At 47.5% G+C, this 19,138-nt stretch carries 18 protein-coding genes; 9 read left to right on the plus strand and 9 right to left on the minus strand.

The window, feature by feature from the left end; all coding sequences use genetic code 11:
• Positions 1–14 precede the first annotated feature (14 nt).
• Positions 15–347 (plus strand): cupin domain-containing protein, encoded by a 333-nt coding sequence (locus O3C43_02200; GenBank protein ID MDA1065295.1) that lies wholly within the window; start codon positions 15–17, stop codon positions 345–347.
• A 1-nt stretch (position 348) separates the two neighbouring features.
• On the opposite strand, the gene O3C43_02205 is transcribed toward O3C43_02200, so the two are convergent.
• The 4 genes from O3C43_02205 to O3C43_02220 form a co-directional block, all read right to left on the minus strand.
• Entirely contained in the window at positions 349–1,095 is a 747-nt protein-coding gene (locus O3C43_02205; GenBank protein ID MDA1065296.1) for a hypothetical protein, read from the minus strand.
• 86 nt (positions 1,096–1,181) lie between these two features.
• The gene (locus O3C43_02210; protein ID MDA1065297.1) at positions 1,182–2,384 is read right to left on the minus strand and encodes a hypothetical protein; all 1,203 of its coding nucleotides are present in this window, start codon (positions 2,382–2,384) and stop codon (positions 1,182–1,184) included.
• A gap of 44 nt (positions 2,385–2,428) precedes the next feature.
• On the minus strand, positions 2,429–4,081 hold the full coding sequence (locus O3C43_02215) for an AarF/UbiB family protein (protein MDA1065298.1): 1,653 nt from the start codon (positions 4,079–4,081) through the stop codon (positions 2,429–2,431).
• A gap of 9 nt (positions 4,082–4,090) precedes the next feature.
• Positions 4,091–4,399, minus strand: a complete 309-nt coding sequence (locus O3C43_02220) for a hypothetical protein (protein MDA1065299.1) — start codon at positions 4,397–4,399, stop codon at positions 4,091–4,093.
• A 173-nt stretch (positions 4,400–4,572) separates the two neighbouring features.
• Between O3C43_02220 and O3C43_02225 the strand changes: the two genes are divergently transcribed.
• Positions 4,573–5,934 (plus strand): MATE family efflux transporter, encoded by a 1,362-nt coding sequence (locus tag O3C43_02225; protein ID MDA1065300.1) that lies wholly within the window; start codon positions 4,573–4,575, stop codon positions 5,932–5,934.
• A 2-nt stretch (positions 5,935–5,936) separates the two neighbouring features.
• Here O3C43_02225 and O3C43_02230 read toward each other — a convergent pair whose 3' ends face one another.
• Positions 5,937–6,383, minus strand: coding sequence for a CBS domain-containing protein (locus tag O3C43_02230; GenBank protein MDA1065301.1), 447 nt, complete (start codon positions 6,381–6,383; stop codon positions 5,937–5,939).
• 94 nt (positions 6,384–6,477) lie between these two features.
• On the opposite strand from O3C43_02230, the gene O3C43_02235 reads away from it, so the two are divergent.
• A complete protein-coding gene (locus tag O3C43_02235; GenBank protein ID MDA1065302.1) occupies positions 6,478–7,659 on the plus strand; it encodes an aldo/keto reductase in 1,182 nt (393 codons plus the stop codon).
• Position 7,660: 1 nt separating this feature from the next.
• Here the strand turns inward: O3C43_02235 and O3C43_02240 are convergent, their stop codons facing one another.
• Both O3C43_02240 and O3C43_02245 read right to left on the minus strand, forming a co-directional pair.
• Positions 7,661–8,518, minus strand: a complete 858-nt coding sequence (locus O3C43_02240; protein MDA1065303.1) for an FAD:protein FMN transferase — start codon at positions 8,516–8,518, stop codon at positions 7,661–7,663.
• 3 nt (positions 8,519–8,521) lie between these two features.
• Positions 8,522–10,039 (minus strand): TIGR03663 family protein, encoded by a 1,518-nt coding sequence (locus tag O3C43_02245; GenBank protein ID MDA1065304.1) that lies wholly within the window; start codon positions 10,037–10,039, stop codon positions 8,522–8,524.
• Between the two features lie 395 nt (positions 10,040–10,434).
• On the opposite strand from O3C43_02245, the gene O3C43_02250 reads away from it, so the two are divergent.
• The 3 genes from O3C43_02250 (at position 10,435) to O3C43_02260 (ending at position 14,525) form a co-directional block, all read left to right on the plus strand.
• Complete coding sequence (locus O3C43_02250) at positions 10,435–12,033, plus strand: MFS transporter (protein ID MDA1065305.1); 1,599 nt, start codon at positions 10,435–10,437, stop codon at positions 12,031–12,033.
• Between the two features lie 156 nt (positions 12,034–12,189).
• Positions 12,190–13,170 carry a D-2-hydroxyacid dehydrogenase gene (locus O3C43_02255; GenBank protein ID MDA1065306.1) on the plus strand — a complete coding sequence of 327 codons (981 nt, stop codon included), beginning with the start codon at positions 12,190–12,192 and terminating at the stop codon, positions 13,168–13,170.
• A gap of 296 nt (positions 13,171–13,466) precedes the next feature.
• Positions 13,467–14,525, plus strand: a complete 1,059-nt coding sequence (locus O3C43_02260; protein MDA1065307.1) for a galactose mutarotase — start codon at positions 13,467–13,469, stop codon at positions 14,523–14,525.
• Positions 14,526–14,787: 262 nt separating this feature from the next.
• On the opposite strand, the gene O3C43_02265 is transcribed toward O3C43_02260, so the two are convergent.
• Entirely contained in the window at positions 14,788–15,120 is a 333-nt protein-coding gene (locus O3C43_02265; protein MDA1065308.1) for a hypothetical protein, read from the minus strand.
• Positions 15,121–15,173: 53 nt separating this feature from the next.
• On the opposite strand from O3C43_02265, the gene O3C43_02270 reads away from it, so the two are divergent.
• The 3 genes from O3C43_02270 to O3C43_02280 all read left to right on the plus strand — a co-directional run bounded on the left by O3C43_02270 (position 15,174) and on the right by O3C43_02280 (position 18,175).
• A complete protein-coding gene (locus O3C43_02270; GenBank protein MDA1065309.1) occupies positions 15,174–16,286 on the plus strand; it encodes an immunoglobulin domain-containing protein in 1,113 nt (370 codons plus the stop codon).
• A 261-nt stretch (positions 16,287–16,547) separates the two neighbouring features.
• Complete coding sequence (locus O3C43_02275; GenBank protein ID MDA1065310.1) at positions 16,548–16,874, plus strand: hypothetical protein; 327 nt, start codon at positions 16,548–16,550, stop codon at positions 16,872–16,874.
• A gap of 35 nt (positions 16,875–16,909) precedes the next feature.
• Complete coding sequence (locus O3C43_02280; GenBank protein MDA1065311.1) at positions 16,910–18,175, plus strand: ISKra4 family transposase; 1,266 nt, start codon at positions 16,910–16,912, stop codon at positions 18,173–18,175.
• Here O3C43_02280 and O3C43_02285 read toward each other — a convergent pair.
• On the minus strand, positions 18,107–19,138 hold a 1,032-nt coding region (locus O3C43_02285), incomplete at its 5' end, for a hypothetical protein (protein ID MDA1065312.1). The two genes, O3C43_02280 and O3C43_02285, sit on opposite strands and share 69 nt — an antisense overlap.

Below are 19,138 nucleotides of genomic sequence, written 5' to 3' on the forward strand. Positions count from 1 at the left end.
GAGGATTAATTCAAATGATGGATTCCTCCTTTGGAAATATCTTTAAGAACCTCCCCGCCCTTTCAGGAAGTGAAATCGTTGAGGTTTTACACAAATCCAATGGGGTGACGATAGAACGGATTCTTTCAAACAGTCATACTACACCGGAAGAGGAATGGTATAACCAGGATTGGGACGAATGGGTAATCATGGAACAAGGAAAAGGAACTTTGGAGTATGAAGATGGTAGTAAGGTTACCTTAGAAAAAGGCGACTACCTGCTCATCCCAAAAGGCAGAAAACACCGAGTCGTCTACACAGCTGATGAAACGATATGGCTGGCGATTCATCTTGAGGCAGGGAAATAATTTACCTGCCAAAACTTCCGTTTCCAATTCGTCCCGTACCGAAGGACGCATCAAACATTCTATGCGAAAATCCCAGTGAGGTAGCATGAGAGTTAAACATGTCGTCACTCACGCTGAGGTAAATACTCGAATGATCGCCGATTTGCTGGGACAATCCAACAGATACTGATCGGTTATCAAACACGAGATCATCGACAGTGGGACTTTCTTCAGAAGGCGATTTGAGCGGACTACCGGTGTTTACACGGGGCCTCGCTTTGAGCTTTTTATCCTTTGCTTCCAAGGAGAGTTCGGAAAATTCAAAACCGAGGAATAAAGACGTACGACCATTGGTCCATGAAAAGCCCGGAGAAATCCTCGAAATGTCGTAGTCATAGGGTGAGTAATATAATTCTCCTTTTTCGTAGTTTGAAGAAAGGGAGAATAAAATCTCAGTGCCTGGAATCCACTGGGAGGTTTGGAAGGAAGTTCCCATGTATCCATCGGACCCTGCGGAAAAGCTAATGGAGCTTCTTCCGGGGGCCAGAGGACCAAAAACCATCAAAGGGCTATAATAAGGCGAATGGTATCCGGGATAAAGAAAAGCAGCTGGTGAATAATAATAGTTATCCAGAACAACATCATTGTAAGGTCCACGGAAGACACGAGGCCTCTCCTGCAATTCAGATCTGGTCAGAGATTCTCCAAATAAACAGACCGATATACTCAGGAAAGATAGAAGGAAAATTAGCTGTTTAATTCGCGGCATGATAAGGCGGACCTTTGAACCTTTAATGAAGTTCCAATTTAAGAAATCCGCAAGCTCTATAAAATAAGCCCATTCCTCTAAAGGCCTCAATGAGGATAACTTCCCCTATAAATCTCGTCCACGGGGACGTCCCATGAAAGACTGGTATTACCTATCTTTTCCACAATTACCCCAGAAGCTAAATAGCAGACAGAATCGTCCGGAAACAACGTGGCACTTCCTTGTAGGGTCGAGGTTAAATGTGCTTCATCGCCCATTGCCGCTTCAACAAGCTTAAAGCCCGTACTCTGGTTAAATAACGCATGCCAACTCTCGGACGAGTATCTCCAAAAATCGAAGGGTTTGTCGTGCAGCGGCCACGTTTGGTGGGTTAAAAACATAGCCCTGGCTCCCATGCGCATGATGCGGTTTAACTCGATCGCTGCCTTCCAAGGCATAGCGAGATGCTCAAAAACCGAGATTCCAAAAATGCCATCAATCGAGTCGGGCTTGAAATAGTCCGAAAGAGAATGTACGTCTGCGACGATATTTACATTTTCACCCTCCAGCAAGTCCACGCCCGTATAATGATGTCTATCCGAAAATTGACCCCGATTCGTGTTGCCCGACCGTGCTCTTGAACCCAATTCCAAAATTGAAAGCGGTTCTTGGGATTCATCAATCCAATCAAAAAATCTCTGGACAATCTGATAAGGAGCCATCCCTTCCCTGGCATGATTACTAATATCCACCAGGGTTAGTAACGTTCCGTTCTTCAGGTGTATAAAAACGTTAATCCGATCAATCTCCCAGCCTCTTCGAATCTTGGGATTCAAACTCAAAATGGTAGTTTTTTGGTCGAAACTACAGTCCTTTGCCGCCACCGGATAGGCCTCCCCATCATTCAAACCACCCATCGAAATATCTACTCTTTTCACTAGAGCATCCTCCGGGAGCTTAAAACGTCCGAAATATTGTCCGTGGGAAAAATAATGAACCAGAACCTCCACTTGGTCCCGGATATCTTCTCGACTTGAGATGGGTATTAATCGGGTCCCATCTGTTTTAAGTTTCAGGGCAAGATGACCGTAGATTTCCACCTTGGGAACGCGAAACTCAAATCGACAATGATTGGCTCCGTCACCATGAATAGTGGCCACGTCGGGCGAAGCTAACCCATAGCCCTGGAGGCTGATGCGATCTTTCCCATCTACAAACTGGCACTCGGCTATCTGCTTTCCGGGTTCAAACCACCAACCAATGATCACGGTGTCAGAGCCGACTGTCTGGATAGAATCGATACAATGCATATCGGAAGTAACTTAACATACCGCATGGTATCACTTAACCAAGATTATTTATGCCCTCCTCCGCGAATAATATCGAAGATCACCCATACTCCGAAAATAAAGGATATCACGTATCCCACTACTCCCATGGCTGGATACCCCCAAAGCAACGGCTGAACGCCTGTTGTAATAATCATGGAAGAGCCCATAATCAATGAACCGATAATCACAGCCAAAACCAAACGACTTGCACCACGATTTATGGAATTACTCAGGTCATCGATTCCCTGGTGATGAAGATTGATCGAGATATCTTCCTCTTCAATTCTCTTCAAAACGCGTTGAATATTACCCGGCAGTTCAGTCATGCGCCCCAAGCCGTCCGATAAAATCCAATACAAGTTCCTCAATAAATATCTCGGTTGCCAACGTTCACGCATCAGCTCCTCAATAAAGGGTTTGGCAACGGCAGCTATATTGAAATCTGGATCCAGAGAAACGCAGGTTTGGTCGATAGAAATTACCGCTTTCGCCAGCATAACATAATTTTCAGCAACACTGATTCCGTTTACTCCCATCACGTGAAGGAGTTCGAGAACAATTCGCCCCGAGTCGTGCACTTTTATCTCAGGACCAAATCGGTCCAGGGCTTGGCGAATATCCATCTCAAGCTTCGACTCGTCGACTGGACTGATATGGCGCCCCATCCGAATACTTCGGTGAGCAATATGCTCGATATCCCGTTTATTAACCGCCTGGAGTAAATCAGCTAAGTTATACCGCATACCTTGGGTCAACTGACCGACCATTCCCCAATCGATAAGACATATGCGCCCGTCTTCAGTAACCAATACATTACCCGGATGTGGGTCTGCGTGGAAAAAACCGTTACAAATAATCTGGTGAAATACCGACCTACCGCCAATTCGGGCGAGTTCTTTCTTTTCCTCTACCGTGGCCGAAACCTTCTCTGGTGAAATACCTTGTACAAATTCCGTAACCAGTAAACGCTCGGTAGTAAATTGGGTATACACTTTGGGAGCATAGACGGATTCAGGGAAAGGATTTCGAGCTATGAAGATGTCACTGTAGTTGGCTTCATGTGTAAAATCCAACTCGGACATTAAACTACGTTTGAGTTGTTCAACGACACGCGGAAAATTGTAAGGCTGAATTTCCTCCAAGCGCTCATGCGCTTCACGAGCTAACCATCCAAGAATTTCCAGGTCGGCGGTTAATCGTTTCTGAATCCCTTCACGTTGAATCTTTAGTGCTACCACTTCTCCGGAATCCTTTAAAACCGCACGATGAACTTGGGCAATCGATCCACTTCCAACAGGCGTTTCTTCCAGATCATCAAAGCAGTTTGAAGCGTCTTGCCCAAGCTGAGCCTCCAATGTAAGTTTGATTTTCTCAAATGGTTCAGGCTTCACATTGTCCCTAAGCTGTTTCAGCGATTCCAACATAGGTGCTGGAAGGCTATCTGCGCGGGTGCTAATCACTTGACCGATTTTGACGAAAGTCGGCCCAAGTTCTTCCATCGCCATGCGGATCCGATCCCAGGGACTCAGGACGTGGTCCACCTTGTTTACCAGCCGGCCAAGCCAGCTGGCAGGGATGTTCAAACGATTCAGTAGATCGCTAAATCCATAGCGGACCAGGACCGTAAGTATTTCCTTTGCACGAACGGCGTCGCGCAATAGCGAAAAGGGTTTCAAGGGGCCGGCTTAGTCGTCTTGCTTGTCAGCAAGTTTTGCTTCCAATTCATCAATGCGTTTTCCGAGGGCTTCAAGCTGCTCACGGGTCGCCAATTTTGCCTCCTGAAGAAACTTTTCCATTGTTGAAGCGAGCTCCTGACGGGAATTTTCCCATTCTTCTTTGCCCTGCTCAACGACCTTTTTCGCAACATCTTTCGCTTCTTCAGCGCTCAACTTGCCTTTTTCAATTAGATCGCCCATGGCCTTTTCGACCCTTTCGGCTGTGATCACCGTGGCACCAAGCCCGGCGAGAAGTGTTTTTTTGATCGTATCTATCATGAGTTAACTAGGTTCTTTTAAAACTATGGTCACAGTTAAAAAAACCACAACACGGATTTCTAAAAACCTGATAACTAAATTCCCTAACCAGACCTGGGCGTTTACCATTGTTATTAGCAATTAACTTGTTTGAGTGGCGCATCTTTTTATCTGTCTAGGAAACGCTACAAACCATGGATAAGCCATTCACATTCGACACACGAGCAGAGCTCAAGTCCATGCTGTCTTTGGCAACCCCGCTTATAATCATTCATCTAGCGATAACCGGCATGCAATTTGCCGACGCCTTGATGGTGGCAAGAATTGGAGATGAAGCATTGGCGGCGGTAATGCCGGCCGGTTTCGCCTACTTGGTACTCATCAGTTTTGGCTGGGGATTTTTTGTGGTTGTGAGCACATTTGTAGCCCAAAGCCTCGGCCAAAAGAACGAACCAGCATGCGGACAGTATACCTGGAATGCACTTTGGATTGCAGTCATCTACGGCTCCCTACTGATTCCCATATTTTGGAACCTGGCAGTCTTCTTCTTTAAAGTCATGGGGCACGCGCCCCAAGTGCAGGACTATGAGGTCATCTACTTCCGAATCAGCCTCTATGGTGGTATTCCCAATTTAATGCTGCTGGTGGTGAGTAATTTCTTTACGGGCTTGCACCGCACCAAGTATTTGCTGCTCTCAGCCATTACGGGATCGGTATTAAATATCATTTTTAACTACTTCCTTATTTTTGGGATCTGGATAGTTCCGGAATTGGGTGTAGCCGGCTCGGCATGGGGAACCGTATTGGCAACCATCAGCCAATGCTTGATCATTTTTGCTTTGTTTTGGAAAAAAGAATTTAGAGAAAAGTATCAAACAGCTAAACCGAATTATGACTGGGTTAAGATTAAGCGATTAATCCGGGTTGGAGCACCCGGTGGTCTTCAAGGCGTATGGGATCTGGTTACCTGGGGAATCATATTAACCTGGATGATTGGCTTGTTTGGAACTGAGCCGCTAGCAGCGAATACGATAGTCGTACGCTACCTCCATCTTTCCTTTATGCCAGCCATCGCAATGGGGTTTATTGTGACCGCTATTGTCGGAAAATCGATAGGTCAGGGCGAAAAGGAACTTGCAAACAAACAGGTGTTTTTAGCTCTAAAGGTCATGATGAGTTACATGATTTTTATGGGCATCGTATACTTTTTATTCCGAGATCCATTTCTTGGTGTTTTTACGAATAACCCTGAAGTAATTGCGACAGGACGGGTAATGTTGTTGTTCGCAGCAACCTTCCAGGTATTCGATTCCCTGTTCATCACCTTCTCTCACGCATTGAGAGGCGCCGGGGACACCAAGTTTCCCGCATTTGCATTGATGGGCTTTTCAACCGTTATTCTCTGCGGTGGTGGATATTTTATGGTGACATTTTACCCGGAATTCGGGGCATTGGGCCCCTGGTCAATGACAACTTTATACGTGGCATTCCTGGGAATCACACTTTGGGCACGGTGGGTCTGGGGCCCCTGGAAAAAGATCAATATATTTTCCTAAACCTAACCCTCAGGATAAGTACCAGTGAAATAGCTGAGAAGATTTTGAGCTTCATTCTCAAAATTTTTGGATAAATAGCGTGTGATATCTCCAATGGAAACCAATCCGAGAATTCTTTCACCTTCTACCACGGGCACATGACGATGCCGTTCCTTATTCATGTGAGCCATTGCTGCCTCAACAGTAGTATTAGGAGCAAATGTGTCCACATCCTTGGTCATTACATCAGAAACGGGTGTTGAATCTGCCGGTAAAGCTGGAACAACCACTCTACGTAATACATCTCGTTCGGTAAAAATGCCAACCAGCTTTCCTTGGTCGAGGACGATTATTGAACCAACGCCGCGATGATTCATTTCATTTACTGCATCCAAGACCGATGCGGAAGCATCTATTGAATAGATATTGTGAGCTTTTTCAGCGAGAAGAGTTGTAACAGAGACTTTCATGGGACTTTCTTTGAGTTTTGATTGATTAACCAGACGCTAGCTACGAAAAAACCGAATGACAACTCAGAAGATTCCAAACTTCCATTAATTCCCCATGAAATATCGTCGATTTGGTAAAACAGAGCTCTCAATGCCGGTCATTTCCTGCGGTGGCATGCGGTATCACCACAAGTGGGATGATGTACCGTGGGAGGACATACCAAAGGAAGGACAGGAAAATATTGAGCGAATCCTTGCCTACGCTTTGGAAAAGGGAATCAACCATATTGAAACGGCTCGCGGGTATGGCAGTTCTGAAATGCAGCTCGGCCACGCGCTCAAACAGTTTCCAAGAGAATCGTACCTCCTGCAAACGAAGATTCCACCTCAAGATACCGAGGAAGCATTTCTTAAAGTATTCGAGACCTCAATGGACTATCTTCAGCAAGAGTACGTCGACCTCTTTAGTCTTCACGGACTCAATAATCGAGCGTTGATCGAAAAAGCCTTAAAACCAGGAGGTTCCTTAGAAATAGCTCAAAAGCTCAAGGAACAAGGTCGCGTCAAACACATTGGTTTTTCGACACACGCCTCGAATGACGAAATTACTGAAATTATCAATTCCGGTGAATTCGAATATGTAAACCTGCACTGGTATTTTACTAACCAGTTAAACTCCTCATCAATTGAAGCAGCTGCCAAACAGGATATGGGGGTGTTTATTATTAGCCCCAATGACAAGGGTGGACAGTTGTACAAACCGCCTCAAAAACTCCTTGATCTCTGCGATCCCTTAGATCCCATGGTTTTCAACGGCTTGTTTTGCCTGGCCAACCCCCATGTGCATACGCTAAGCTGCGGGGCGGCCAAGCCGGAGGATTTCGATCTCCACATTCAAGGCCTGGAGCACTACGACGTGGCGGAAGAAATCACAAAACCGATCGTAGAAAAATTAGAAGCTGAGGTCGCCTCCCTCATAGATCCTCATTGGCTCGAAGAATGGCATCAAGGTATTCCGGCGTGGCAAAATCTTCCGCAGAAGATCAACGTATTGGATATTCTTCGATTATGGACCTGGGCAAAAGCAATCGACCTATCGGCGTTCGGCAAGTGGCGCTACAATATGCTCAGTGCAGACGATATTTGGATACTGGGGAATCCGGTAAAACCATTTGATGATCAGGAAATGATAGCCGCGTTGAAAGGGAATCGCTTTGCCGAAAAGATACCCAATATCCTACGCGAAGCGCATCATTTATTCGGCGGCGAAAAACTTAAACGGATCAGCCAAAGCTGATTTACAAACATCTTTCTTTCGCCAAACCGAACAATAAAGGCTCGGAAACATCCGGTTCTAAAACCAATGCACCCAGCCCGGGATAGCAATCGCAGATCGTCTTAATTTGTTCGGAAGGCATAAGCATAAAGCTTGTCGAGAGCGCATCTGATACGGCTCCAGTAGGAGCCCACATCCAGGTTCGTCGCTCCGAGTTCAAAACTTCCTGCTTCTCCAAATTTAAAATATGGAAAGATTGCACCGCCAAACTTGAACTGCTCAATGACTCGTTTTTTAGGAGAGTGTTTTTCGAGAAGGCATCCGCGCCCACCACAACGGGCCATCCTTCTTGTGGAATTTTGCTTCCGCGAGCCACAACACTGCTAGTGCCTGAATGAAGCAGGAAATGTTTGAGATCCCAGTCTTCAAGCTGCTTTACCACAAGATCCAATGCATGGCCTTTTCCTATTCCTCCCAAATCAATAGTTATTTCAGGGTATTTGAAAAAAACCGAAGATGAACCGGGATCCATCTCCAACCAGGTCCCAATAGGTCTATTTCCTCCATATGGTGCCAGATCCATAAAGGATTCAAATGCTATTGAAAAAACTCCTTCCGTTAAAATCTCGAGATCCATTGCCAACAAAAGACAATCCCAACATTCTTCGGTTACCCGAACCGGCTCTTTGTGCCCTCTCTTATTGAGAATATCCACATCACTACCTTCGCAAAAACGACTGAGCAATCGCTCCAATCTATCGACTTCGTTAAAGGCAGAAACGGAGGCCTTTCGTGCATAGTCAGGATCAACTCCCGTCATAGAGAGTTCAATCCATGTATTCATCGCTTGATGACGAAAGCTGTGAACGTCTTCAGCCATATATCACTCAGATGGAAACTGCCTCTCCCACAAACCCTTTTCGATAAACATTAACAAAAACACCCCTTCTCGTAATCCACGAAGCTCGGAGATGAATTTATCCTCATCGAACTCCGGCACCTCCTCTTCACCCGAAAAGCTAAGGATTTTTATCGGAGCTGCCGAATTGGATGGAAGTTCCGACCAATAACCAATTCTGGGATAATCACGGAGATACCAGGGCAATGGCCAGTACTCAGTACCGGCCACATCGATACGTATCATGTTTCCATCCAGATGCAATTTCGACAATATCTCAATTCTATCGACCAATTTTATCAAATCGGCGGACGTATGGCTGTAAACAAATGGATTCCGGGAATCCGAAGAAAAACGAAAGCTCAACAACCAGGATTGTCGTACCGAATGAGCCATTGAACCTAACAACAAAATAACGAGAACTCCCCGAATAAGGTTGTTTTGATAACGGGACCAAAGATACACCCATCCAACACCAGCCAATACGACCCACCCCACCAGAAAGTTAATCATCAACCAAGGCGTCTTGTAAGGTATTAATGAATATAGTACAGTGCTTGTTAAAGTATACGCAGCGATAAATCTAAGGAAGGGCAACCGTTGGCTTTCCCAGATTTTATCGAAAAAAGCCTGCCAACAACCAGCCAAAGCAAAAAGCAATACCCACACTTGTCCAAGATACCCGATCCGCGATTTCTCGCCAATGATCAGTCCGAGGTAATAGTACCAAGGCTTCTCGTGGCCTTCCTCCGTTTTATAGGTAAAGAAAGTCAGGATGGAATCAAGCACGCCCTGGAAATGAGTAAAAAATGCCGAATAAAATAAAATAGAAACGACTACCGCGGAAACAAAGAACACCCCTACCCTGGAAACGCCTTCTTTCGAGATCACCCATTTCAAATGTAAACGCCAGTCACGCCCAAACGAAACGAGAAGGCCAATGACCGCAGCGAGGAGAACGAGCACCACCGTTTCACGAACAGCATGCAACAGCCCGGCGAACATTCCGGCCCATACCGCACTTTTCCAACTTTTTTCCTCCCAGAATCTCCATAGCAGAATCAAGAAAGTAAGCGAAAACAGCAGAAAGACGGATTCATGAATAAAATACCGACTGTAGTAGATCAAGGGAGGTGATACGGCCGCCAAAACCAGGGCGATAAAACTGGCGTCAGGTCCGAGGTAATTCCGGTAAAGGAAAATAGAAAGCACGGCTAAACTTCCAGCTAAAGCGGTTAACCAACGAAGGCTTGCTTCAGAGAGACTGACATCGAAGAAAATGTTGCCAGCCCAAACAACCGGGATAGCCAGATAACGCAACAAAGGACCATGGTAGTGAGCTGGATCGAATGCGACCGATTCACCGGCCAGCATTTGATGGATCTTAAGTCCATTTACCGCCTCATCCGTGTGCATAGGCTTTTGCCCAAGGTCAACAAAACGCAGGTAAAAGCCAGCCCAAACAAGGAGACCTAAGATTACCAGCATAACGATTCGCTTCATTGAACGAAAACTAAGCAGCGGTCCGGCTTTTCTTTCAATCATGTAAATTCACCTTCATAGGTTCCATTTTACAACCAACAGAGGTAATATATTGGTCCAACACCCAGTTTTTACCATAAGGGCACTAAGGGAAACGAGTATCAGCTTTTCGCGCACACAGGGAAATTAATAAATAACCCCAAAATCTATACCAGGAATAACTTATGAGATTGACAAGCCCTGAAGTTTTCCCTTCATAGAGCAACACCCTGAATCTCCAATCAGTTCGTAACTATCCCTGTCTTAATATACAAAAATAGATCAGAAATCCAAAAAGGTGATCAGGTACTCCGCCTTCGGCAACGTCCGCAAGGAATCAATCAAAATAAATAACCAAAAAAAACCAACATTCAACTATGAGTAATGGATATGACACTGGCATAGCGCCAAATGCGAAAAGGCTATTATGGGCCGGATTTCTCGCGATCTTAGCAGCCGGAATTGGCTTTGGTGTCCGTGGCGGCATCCTGGCAAATTGGGCGGCCGATTTCGGCTTCACTGGTTCCCAACTTGGTGCCATTGGCGGCGCTGGCTTCACTGGTTTCTGTTTCGGAATTATCATTGGTGGCGTCGTCGTTGATAAAATCGGATATGGTAAACTCGTTTTAGCCGCGTTTATATTCCACGTCGCTTCGGCGCTGGTTACCTTCGGCGCAACGGCAGGACAAGATCAGATGCTCGCCTACAAATTCCTTTATTGGGGCACCTTTATCTTTGCACTGGCAAACGGAACACTCGAAGCGGTTGCCAATCCGTTGGTTTCTACTCTGTTCCCCAAAAACCGCACGCACTACCTCAACATCCTTCACGCCTCCTGGCCTGCTGGTTTGGTTATTGGTGGACTTATCGGTTGGACGATGGGCGGAGAAGGTGGCTTTAGCTGGAAGATCCAACTCGGTCTTTTCCTCATCCCAACCGTTCTTTACGGTGTAGCATTCATGGGCCAAAAGTTTCCACAATCTGCAGCAGCAGCCAAGGGACTCAAATTGGGCGAAATGTTCAAAGAAGTGGGTATCCTCGGTTCAGCCGTTGCGGTTTACTTACTGGTTCTATTTTGCGAAGGAGCACTCGGTTTACCGACTGCGGTCTCGTGGATCATCGGGGGCATCCTATTGGTAGCCGTTGGTGTGATCACCCAATTCTCCATTGGTTCGATACTCCTGTTTGTTCTCTTCATCACTCACGCACTGGTAGGTGCAGTTGAATTAGGAACGGATGGATGGATTCAGAATATCACGGGAAACATTCTGACTCCTGCTCAAGGAAAAATCCTTTTCGTATTCACATCCCTGCTTATGTTCGCCCTGCGATTCTCAGCACACTTCATTGAGAAGACGCTGAAAATTTCGCCCATTGGAATCCTCCTCATCTGCTCTGTTTTGGCGGTAGTAGGACTTCAGATGGTAAGCGGCATTACAACCTTTATCGGAGCGATGGTAGCGCTGGCTGTTTACGCGGTTGGCAAAACTTTCTTCTGGCCAACCATGCTTGCGGTCGTGGGCGACCGGTTCCCGAGCACGGGCGCCATCGCCATGTCGATTATGGGCGGTATCGGGATGATGTCCGCTGGTATGCTTGGGGGACCGGGATTGGGTTACGCCAAAGACCGTTATACGGCCGAGCATCTGGAACAAAACAATCCCGCAATCTATCAAGCTTACAAAGCAGAAACATCCAGCTCATTTACTGTTTTCAAAGAAGTGACCGGACTGGACGGAACCAAGCTCTCGAATGCCCAAACAGCTGAGAATCCAACACCCGACCAAATATTGGTTGCGGAAGCGAGTATCGTAGGCGATCAAAAGACACTCAAAGCGGATGCCTTTATTCCGGCCGCGATGGCTCTGATCTATCTGCTCTTGATGCTCTACTTCAAATCGATTGGCGGTTATAAACCGAAAAACATAGATACCGAAAGAATCACCGGAGGTGTTAACGCCCCCATGGAAGCCTGACGGTACAATCACGCCTTCTTGAAGGCGGTAGTGAAACAAATTTTCCTACCTAAACAAATAAGGGATCCGCCCGAAAAGGCGGGTCCTTTTTTTGTTGGCGACAATTAGCGATTTTTGGTTGCTCGCAGAAGTAATGCAGCCTCACCCTATTTACCTATGCCATCATTGCTAATTCTCCAGAAACCTAAGGCAGTTAACCAGGACCAAGCCAATGCCATTCGAGAAATGGCACCTGATCTCGACCTGTGGATGACAGCGGATCCAATGAATGAAGATCCGGAAAGAATAAATGACGTCGAAATAGGTACTGGTTTCAAACCTCCCCGAGAACTGATTCTAAATGGTCGTCTAAAATGGTACCACGCCTATTCGGCTGGTTTGGATTGGATGTTCGAATTCGAAGATCACCAGAATCTTCCCATGACCTTAACGAACTCCTCAGGTATTCATGGAGTGCCTATGAGCGAACACGCATTTGCCATGATTTTGGCCCACAATAGAAAGTTACCGGAGTTTATCCGAAATCAATCACACAAACACTGGAAAGGCTTACCTGGAGATGGTCGACTCGATACACTCGAAGGAAAAACCATGCTTATTCTCGGTGTTGGGGCCATTGGAACACGGATGGCCAAACTAGCACAGGCTCACGACATGCAGGTGATGGGCATTCGCCGTCAGCCTGAGCGAGGCTGTCAATTTGTGGACGAAATGCACGGTCCGGATAAGCTCAACTCCCTGTTACCAAGGGCAGATATTATAGTATGCCTTCTTCCCAACACTCCCGATTCAAGGCACATACTTGGACCGGCTCAATTTGCACTCATGAAACGAGGTGTCTTCATAGCAAATCTGGGAAGAGGAATCCACATCGATGAAAATGCCATGATTGCAGCACTTCAGGATGGTATTGTAGCAGGTGCCGGACTCGATACCTTTGAAACGGAGCCTTTGCCTTCGGACTCCCCTCTGTGGGCGATGGAAAACGTCATCATTTCCCCACATTGCTCAGGATTCCAACCGGACTATGGCTACGAAGCCCGTCGTTTATTTATTAGGAACCTGAAACATTTTGCGAGTAATGAAACCATGTTCAACGTCGTCGACAAAGAGCTGGGGTATTCGTTGAGTCATTAATAAGTTCGAATTCTTGGTATCCCAAGCTGTAGGAGCGGGTTTATCCCGCGATCTCCCAACAGAAGCGAACAATCGCGGGATAAACCCGCTCCTACAGTTAAAATCAATGATCAAACGAAAACTCACCATTTGCTCAATGTATTCGACAAGGAGTTTTCCGATTCCTTAAATCACCGGAATTCGTTTAATTTTCTCAACAGCATCTTATGTACGTCAAAACACTGATTTCCAATTTAATCCTTATATCAATTCTTTTATCTGGCACCGCTTTAGCAGGATCGAAAGCAACCATCACGATGCAATCCTTTGGGAAGACAAAGGAAGGTGTGGATACCTCACTCTATACGCTAACCAACGCGAATGGTTTAAAAACGGACATCACTAACTACGGTGGGATAGTAGTGCGAATGTTCGTTCCTGACCGAGAAGGCAATATGCACGACGTCATGCTGGGTTACAATACCGTGGCAGAGTACATTCTGGATACACCCTACTTCGGAGCCATAATTGGCCGGATAGGAAACCGGGTTGCCGATGGCAAATTTTCACTCAATGGTAAAACTTACCATTTGGTCACCAATAATTTTCCAGCCGACATCCCTTGTCATCTTCACGGTGGCACTGTCGGATATGATAAGGTCGTCTGGGATGCAGAACCCTTCATAGAAAACAATACTCCTGGATTGAAACTTCATTACCTAAGTGTCGATGGAGAAGAAGGTTATCCCGGCAATCTGGATATCACCGTGTGGTACCGTTTGACCAACGACAATTCCCTCAAGATCGACTACCTGGCTACCACTGACAAAGCAACGCCCGTCAACCTGACCAACCACTCCTACTTCAATTTAAAAGGTGAAGGGAATGGGGACATCCTCAGTCACGTGCTCATGTTTAACGCTGCCAATTATACACCGGTAAATGCGGGTCTTATCCCAACGGGTAAGATAGCGTCGGTTAAAGGAACTCCCTTTGATTTCACTTCACCACATACCATCGGTGAGCGAGTAAATGCAGACAATGAACAAATGAAATTCGGTGGCGGCTATGACCACAACTGGGTCCTAGACAATCAGGATGGGGACCTGGCCTTGGCGGCGACCGCCTTTGAACCTACCTCTGGCCGGTTCATGGAGGTATGGACGGAAGAGCCGGGCGTGCAGTTCTACTGCGGCAATTTCCTTAACGGATCGAATATCGGAAAATCCGGCAAAGCCTACAACTTCCGCAACGGTTTCTGCCTCGAAACGCAGCACTACCCGGACTCACCTAATCAGAAAAGCTTCCCTTCCATTATCCTGAAACCAGGCGAGGAATATAAAACCACTACGATCTATAGATTCAGCACTCGCTAAGATTCGCAATGCTTCAGAAAGGAATCCTGGATCTCATTCCAACCTTCGCGCCGAGTATGATTCAAAATTTTCGCGGTAGGCCCAGTTGCTTGCAACTCGGCCCCCGTAGCGCATAAGGTCTCAGGACAAGGCGTCGATGCAAGCATCGAGCCCTACTAAGGAGAAATGGGAATGAACCGATGTTTCCCTGACAGTTCTGTCGATATGTCTCCTTACTCTCTAAATCGAGGCTGTTACGCCAAACGAGTTTGGAGGTTTGAAACTATGGCTTGATGCTCAAGCCCCGGACACGGTTACTCAGACGGGAGGATCCGTCAGCCAATGGGTTAACAAAGCGGGGGGATCGGCTACCCGGACCGCTGAGGAATTTTCTAACCTTTCCAGAAAAGCCCGGCTCCTTCGTGTCGGGCTTTTTTGTGAGCCGAACAACTCCTTGGATAAGCTTCTCAATAGGGTAATCAAATCGTTTAGTTGGCATGGCGTCGAGGCGACGGAGCGAGGACACTTTTGCCTTACAACTTCCAAAAGTTGGGATGGAAGATTCAGATCGACGATTGCGTGATTTGTTGTCTGCTTCAATAGGTCGGATTGACATGGATCCATCGAAATGGAATGGAGCTGCCTTTGGGTTTATTAAAGCCTCTAAATATGCCTGGAATAAAAAAAGTGATTCTATCCAGCACACTCTTCGTGATGCTGATTATTCGGGAGCCCTGTCATGTCTGGGCGGAGTCAAAAAAATCCCAGCGTAATCCTAGTCGGCAGGTTGTTTTTCATTCCGCCCAAGCGAATTTCAAGGTGAATACGGAGTTGGATGGCATCACTGCGGCCAGTAGCGAGGTAAACCTTATACTGTTGGAAGGGTTTGATGCTCTCAATGGAGTCGTTGGTGAAGCGGTAGATATCAAATTTTTCTCCAAAGAATTTATAGCGGGAGCTTTCACTGTAAGCGGGAATCTTCCTCCGGGCCTTCGATTATCGCCAATCATAACCGAGTTTGGCGTAGGGACGATCAGTGGTACACCGACTCAAGATGGTCTTTTTCTGGTAAATCTGACCGGCTGGGAAAATGCGAATGCCCAGGGACCTTCCTCTCAACCGCTAACTCTACTGTTTGAAATTATTTCGAGAGGACCCAAAATAGTGCAGCAACCGGGTAACACCATTGTGGATTGGGGAAGCCCGGCAATCATGAGTGTGGTCGTTGAGGATTCTGGAAACGCCAGCTATAAGTGGTTTAAGGATTTGGTGGAACTGGAAGGACAAAAGACCTCATCCCTCCAATTCGACCATGCGGGTTATGCACTTAACGGCACGTACCGGGTGGAAGTCGTGGGACCCGAAGGAAGCTCTTTCAGCAAGGATGCGTTCTTCTTTGTCCGCACTTCTCCCTATCAACGCTGGTTGGAAGAGGGACAAGCAGATCCATTTGCCTCGGAGCTTTCCGAAAACGCAGACGCCGATTTTGATGGGTTCGCCAATATTGTGGAATACGCATTGGGAACGGAAATGCTGGATACCTCAAGCCAACCCCGGATCTACATAACCACCATTCAAGAAAACGGTCAGCTCATTGGCTCCTTTCAGCATTCCATTCCGACAAATTCAAATCCTTACACTTTGGTTCTCGAAGGATCAGAAAACCTTTCCTCAACCGGTTGGAAGAAACTGGAAGTTCAAGGAGTCGACGAGGGAAACCTGCGCAGGTATCAGTGGTTTATGGACGGTACAAAGTTCGTACGCCTAACTCTGGAAAACTGACAAAAATCTTTTTGCTTCCGCTCATCATGCCGCTTGACTACGAATTTTTTACAAATTACAGATTCAGGAGTATTCATCTCCGATTTTTCCTCTTCCCACTTCCTCTTAATCCATGAAAACGCCAACACGCGCTTTTCTTTTCGCTGTCACATTGTTTCTCGCAAATACTTCCCGTGGGGTGCAGGACAAATTCTTTCCGTATCGCTGAAACCCTTTATTTTGGGCTTGAAAGTGTCTAGCTACTCGTCATTTTCATGTCCCATGAATGATTACGAAACAAAACGGCGGGAAATTCTTGAGGAAATGGGCACTATCAAGCAGATGGAACACGGACGCTTGAGCGAGGAGTATCGGGAGCGGGAAGTCGATGGGAGGATTCATCGAACGGGCCCTTATTATAAACATCAGGTCTGGCGGGATGGGAAAAATGTAACCACTCGTGTGAAAGTCGATCAGGTGGCTTCTCTGAGAGAAGGCATTGAGGGGATGGATCGTTTTAAGCAACTGTCGAACGATTTTGTCGCAACCACCGTGGCGATGACCCATTCGCCAGGCGAAGAGATGCCGGGTAAAAAAAACGACAGATAGTTCTTGAGGAATGTCTGCGCGAAACCGAAGTTTTTTTGAAACTGGTTGAGCAGCACTTGTGCTGCGAAGGGTTGGGCAACCTGGAGTGGATTGAGGTGGGGCTGAGGAGCGCTTTGCATGCGGATGCCACAAGGATGCTGGAGGGGTTGCTCAATGATCCGCAATTAAAGGTAGCCGGGGATGAAAAGCGTCCCGGAGAAAAACGCATGGGCGCACAAAGCAAAGAAGTGCAGTGCTTGTTCGGGAAGTTGCGACTATGCCGCAATTACTATTACGATGCCCCAAGTGGCAGGGGGCGTTACCCGTTGGACGAAGTGCTCGGCTTGCACAACGGCTATACGCCGGGCGTGGCGCGGCTGATCTGCCGAGCTGCGGGAAGGGATTCCTACGGGGCGGGCAGTGGGGATCTCAAAGCGTATGCCGGGCTGGAAGTGAGCGCACGTCAGCTCAACCGAATGGTCGAGCGGATTGGTCCTCAGATGCGCGCCGAGTTGGAGGCACAAGGTGTTGAGGCCGGGACTAAGGCGGTGCCTCGTCTTTACGTCAGTTGCGACGGCACGGGTGTGCCAATGCGAAGAGAGGAATTGGAGGGCGTGGCCGGTAAGCAGCCCGACGGCACGGCCAAAACCAAGGAAGTGAAAACCGGGTGTGTCTTTACCCAGCATCCAGTCGATGGCGAGGAACCCTTCCGCGATTGTGACTCGACCTCTTATGTCGCTACGCTACGTCGCTGTGGAGAGTTTGGAACGCTTCTGCGCAAAGAAGCCTTTCGTCGCGGGATGGGACGTGCCGAGGAAATCGTCTTCATCGCCGATGGGGCGGTGTGGATATGGGAAGTGGTCCGCATCAACTTCCCGGGCGCGGTGGAAATCCTCGATTATTACCATGCCCGCGAATACCTCACCGAAATCGTTGAAATACTTTTCGGCAAAAAAAGCGAACAAGGCGCGCGACAACTCGAACGGTGGAAGGACATGTTTTTCGAAGACGAAATTGAACAAGTTATCTGGCAGGCGCGGGTTCTCTCTGCGGCAATGACTGGGGATGCAAAACTGGTGAACGCTAAAATCAATTACTTCGAAAACAACAAGCACCGTATGAAATACGGAACCTATCGCCAAAAAGGTTACTTCTATGGTTCCGGTGTCATTGAAGCCGGATGCAAAAGCGTTATCGGAAAGCGAGCCAAGCAATCCGGAATGTTCTGGTCCTCGCCGGGCGTGGAAAACGTTCTAGCCATCCGCACCGCCCTGCACAGTAACCGCTTCGATTCCTACTGGGACCAGAAAAACGCCGCATGAGGCATCTAAGGAAAAAATTTGTCCTGCACCCTCCGGAGTCGTGTTTTCGAGGACACCTTGCGCATCTCCACAGATAAAGTACCAAAACCACGGGCTATTGAATCTGGCATCTTTTACCCGACTCAGTATGGACTCGGGAGCTTCGCCAGACAGGTAGTCGGCTGACAATTCGTCCATCCTGATCCCACTTCTTAGTTCTTCGCTGTCTCCAAATACCATGGAGAAGGCGTTGGCCCGTTGTTTCAGGTAGTAACTGGCTTTCTCCCAGTTGTGCATCCTTATATTGATCAGCGCGAGGCTGCGGAAGGTTTGTGCCTGGATCGGGTCCTTGCGCAGCGTGGCTTCCGCGTAGTGTTCCGCTTCCAAATAACGTCCCTGGTCCTCATAACGATTGCTGAGGGTGTAGTTGGCATCCACAAAATCGGGATCGATAGCCAATACATCCAAGAGCCGTTTGATGGCTGCTTGGGGATCGTCTTGTTCCGCTAATAAAAATTGGGATTGGGCAAAGAGGACTTCAGGGGTGTCTGGCAGCAAACGCTCCGCCTCCCGCATGGCCTTGTGAGCGAATGCTAGCCTTTCTTCCTTGGTGTCGAAGGTGGGGTCTCCTCTTATAAAGTTAGGGCCTCCCAAAGCCAGGCTTTCAACCGCCAACAAGTACCAGGCCAAGCCAAAATCGGGATCCAGCTCCACCGCTTTCTCAAGCAGGCCCACTCGCTGAGGTCTAGCGCCTCGTCCGCGAGTATTTCGCAGTTGCCGGGCCTGAACATAGGCGTCGTAAGCTTCCTGGTTTTCCGTCGGACGGTATTCGATCTTCTCGATTTCCTCGGGAGAGAGGACCGCCTGCAACTGTCCGGCAATGGCTTTTGCCACCTCGGCCTGGATGGCGAAGATGTCGTCCAGCTCCCGGCTGTAGTTCTCGGCCCAGAGGTGGCCCTCGGTTTGGGCATCAATGAGCTGCAC

Source organism: Verrucomicrobiota bacterium (assembly GCA_027622555.1).
Classification (GTDB): Bacteria; Verrucomicrobiota; Verrucomicrobiia; order Opitutales; family UBA2995; genus UBA2995.